Genomic DNA, 3,174 nt, shown 5'->3' on the forward strand with positions numbered 1-3,174 from the left:
GACAACACATGTGTTGAATGTCAGGCCATCATCGCGAGCAAGCTCGCTCCCACAAAGGGATTTTGATAGCCACAGATTTAGCTTACGGCTCCAGCTTCTGCGGCGTTTCCTGCCCCATGCAGCGCACGGCTTTTTTCTTGCCATCGACCAGCACGCCGGTCAGGCCTTTCTGTTCCATGTCGAACAGCACCAGCACCCCATCAATGCACTGCGCCACTTGGGCGGCCGGTTCCAGGGAGACTTTGTAGTCTTCGCCCGGAATGGTCTTGAGCATGGTGAATTCGTTGAGCAGCAACGCATCCTCAGGCTTGGCAAAGTGCAGGTAGCCGTACCACCACAGGGCGCCGACGGTGCCGAGGATGCTGCAGATACCGGTGATGATCAGCGGGATGGCGTTACGTTCTTCACTCATTGCGGACTCTCTGGTGGTTCGGTTTCTGAATTCGGGGGTGCCGGGTAGTTGGGGATTTCACCCAACCGGCGCAGGCCGTTGAAATGCTGCGGGTCATCGAGATAACGCAGCATGACCTTGCGCCAGACCGGGTTGGCGAACGTCTGCACATGACCACCACGGGTCAGTTGCAGCACCCGCGGCGGCGGCGCAGCTTGATACAGTCGGATGCCGTTGGAAAGAGGCACGATCGGATCATCGATGCTGTGGTAGAGCAGTTTCGGCACATCCTTGAGTTGCGCCATGGAGTTGATCGCGCTGTCGCCGTCGGGCACCAGCCACGACAACGGCACCTGGAATGGCCAGGTCAACCACGAGGTGCTCAGGGCAAACCGGCCCACGCTGCGGTAACTGGCGGGGACACCATCGAGGACGATGGCCTTGAGTTGTTTCTGCCGTTCCGGGTGCTGGACCAGGTAATGCACGGCCATCGAGCCACCAAGGCTCTGGCCGAGCAGGATCAACGGCTTGCCCTTGACCTGCGGCGCCTTGTCCAGCCAGGCGAATGCGGCGTCGATGTCCTRATAGATCGCCGGCAAGCTCGGTTCGCCTTCGGACAAGCCGTAACCGCGATAGTCCACAAGCAACACCTGGTAACCATTTTTCGGCAACCAGAAACTGCCGCCGAGGTGCATGGGCAGGTTGCCGCCGTTGCCGTGCRGGTGCAGCACCGTGCCTTTGACCTCGACACCCTTCTTCGCCGGCAGCCACCACGCATTCAGCTTGAGGCTATCGGCGGTGGTCAGGGTGATGGTGCGGTATTCGAGCCCGGCCTTTTCCGGAGTGAACAACTGGCCGGGTTCGGGGTAGAACAACAGCGAGCTGCAACCGTTCAAGACCAGGAGAAGGCAGAGGATGCCGAGGGTTCTCATCCGGTGAAACCTCGCAAAAAATGGATTGGAACACAATCCCCTGTGGGAGCGAGCTTGCTCGCGATAGCGATCTGTCAGCTTGCACCCATGTTGAATGTTATGCCGCCATCGCGAGCAAGCTCGCTCCCACAGGGGGACCCGTTGCTCACAAAATATTGGAGTAATCCGCCTCGATCCGGTCCAGGCTCAGGTGGTTGAGGAAGTTGGAGAAGCACATCCACGCCGACAGCGCGTTCATGTCGCGGAACTGTTCCGGCAGGTACTTGGGCGGCACTACCAGGCCTTCGTCCACCAACTGACGCAAGGTGCGCATGTCTTCCAGGGTGGTCTTGCCGCAGAACAACAGCGGTATCTGCTCCAGCTTGCCTTTGCGCACGGCCAGTTGAATGTAGTTGTAAATCATGATGAAGCCCTTGAGGTAGGACAAGTCTTTGGTAAATGGCAGACCTGTCGGCACCGAGCCACGGAAAACGCGACTGGCGTTGCTGTAGCTCTCGGGCATCTCGAAACCTTGCTCGCGGAAGAACTCGAACACCTGCAAAAAGTCCGCGCCCTCCTCAACCATGTGAATGGCGCGGGTACGGTTGGTGAGCTTGCGCAGGCGACTCGGGTACGAGGCGAAGGTGATGATTTCCATCAGGATCGCCAGGCCTTCCTGGGTCACCGTCGACGAGGGCGGGCCCTTGGAGAGGAAGGTGCAGATCGGCTGGTTCAGGCCGTTGAGGGTGGTGCCGACGTGCACCAGCCCTTCGTGGACTTCCAGGGCGCGCACATCGCGGTCGTTGAACATCGCGTCGGCGCGGATCTTGATGTAGTCGGCGCCCGCCGCCGCATCGGCGACGATGCCGTCGGACTCGAACACCCGGATTGTTTCCTCGGCCTCGCCGAACACCTTGTTCAAGCGGTGTTGCAGCAGGCTGACGGCCTCCTTGGCGGTCAATGTCTTCGGTTCATCCTTGAGGTCACCACGACCGTCGATGTTGTTCAGGTATTCGGACAGCATCATGCCCAGGTCAGACAGCGTCGGATCGCCGGCGTGGAATGCGTCCGACGCGGCGCCGTACAACTCCTGGGAAATCAGGCCGAAATCCTCGGTGCCACGCGCTTCGAGCATACGCACCACCATGCGGTATTCCTTGCACATGCGCCGCATGATCTGGCCGACCGGGTTGAACTGACCGAGCTGGCGGGTAATGTCGCGCTCGATGTTCTGGAACTCCAGCTTCACTTTGCTGGAATCGAACGCCAGCGGCCGGTTGAGGTAGTAGTCGCGGTCAACCGCCGGCATTTCCTTGCCCTGGGCCTTGAGGAAGCCCTTGCGAATGTTGTCGTCCCATTTGACCGCATCGAGGACGCGGATCGGCGTCTGCGCCACCACAATGCGATCGGACAAAATGCGTATCGACTGTTGGTAATCGTCCACGCGAAACTCCTGTAGAAACCTGTTGGTGCCGGTTATTTGGCTTTGGCCTGACGCTGATAGCGCACCGCTTCGACGAACACATCGGAGTTGGCCGGGTCGTCGAGGTAGGCGGCGACTTGATCCATGTGGCTGTCGATCAATACGCCATCGCCGTCGTTGGTCTGGAAGCTTTCACCGCTCAGGGCTTTTTGCTTCATGGCCTGGTTGATCTGGTCGAGGTCGAGGTTGTAGACCACCAGTTCATGCTTGTCGGTCAGCTCAAACCCGCCGATGGTGAAATGCCCGCCGAATTGCGCCGGCACCTTCGCCGACAGGTACCAGCGGTTGCCATGGCGCGACAGGGTGAACGGGTAGGCTTCACGTTCCCTGGGCCTGGCCCGGTAGTAGCTGACGGCCTGATAGCGGTTGTCGCCGATGCGGGTCAGTTC

The 3,174-nt window shown here is 59.8% G+C and carries 4 protein-coding genes; all 4 read right to left on the reverse strand.

The features are described 5' to 3' along the window. Positions 1–82 precede the first annotated feature (82 nt). Positions 83–412 (reverse strand): hypothetical protein, encoded by a 330-nt coding sequence (locus ACXRVY_RS21685; protein ID WP_223458318.1) that lies wholly within the window; start codon positions 410–412, stop codon positions 83–85. Continuing rightward, positions 409–1,323, reverse strand: coding sequence for an alpha/beta hydrolase (locus ACXRVY_RS21690; RefSeq protein WP_458238206.1), 915 nt, complete (start codon positions 1,321–1,323; stop codon positions 409–411). Before ACXRVY_RS21690 ends, ACXRVY_RS21685 begins: the two co-directional genes overlap by 4 nt. A 145-nt stretch (positions 1,324–1,468) precedes the next feature. Continuing rightward, on the reverse strand, positions 1,469–2,746 hold the full coding sequence (locus ACXRVY_RS21695; protein ID WP_223458314.1) for a flavohemoglobin expression-modulating QEGLA motif protein: 1,278 nt from the start codon (positions 2,744–2,746) through the stop codon (positions 1,469–1,471). A 32-nt stretch (positions 2,747–2,778) separates the two neighbouring features. Next, a partial coding sequence (locus tag ACXRVY_RS21700) for a hypothetical protein (RefSeq protein WP_458238207.1) occupies positions 2,779–3,174 on the reverse strand: 396 nt, incomplete at its 5' end.

Source organism: Pseudomonas sp. P5_A2_2 (assembly GCF_054177685.1).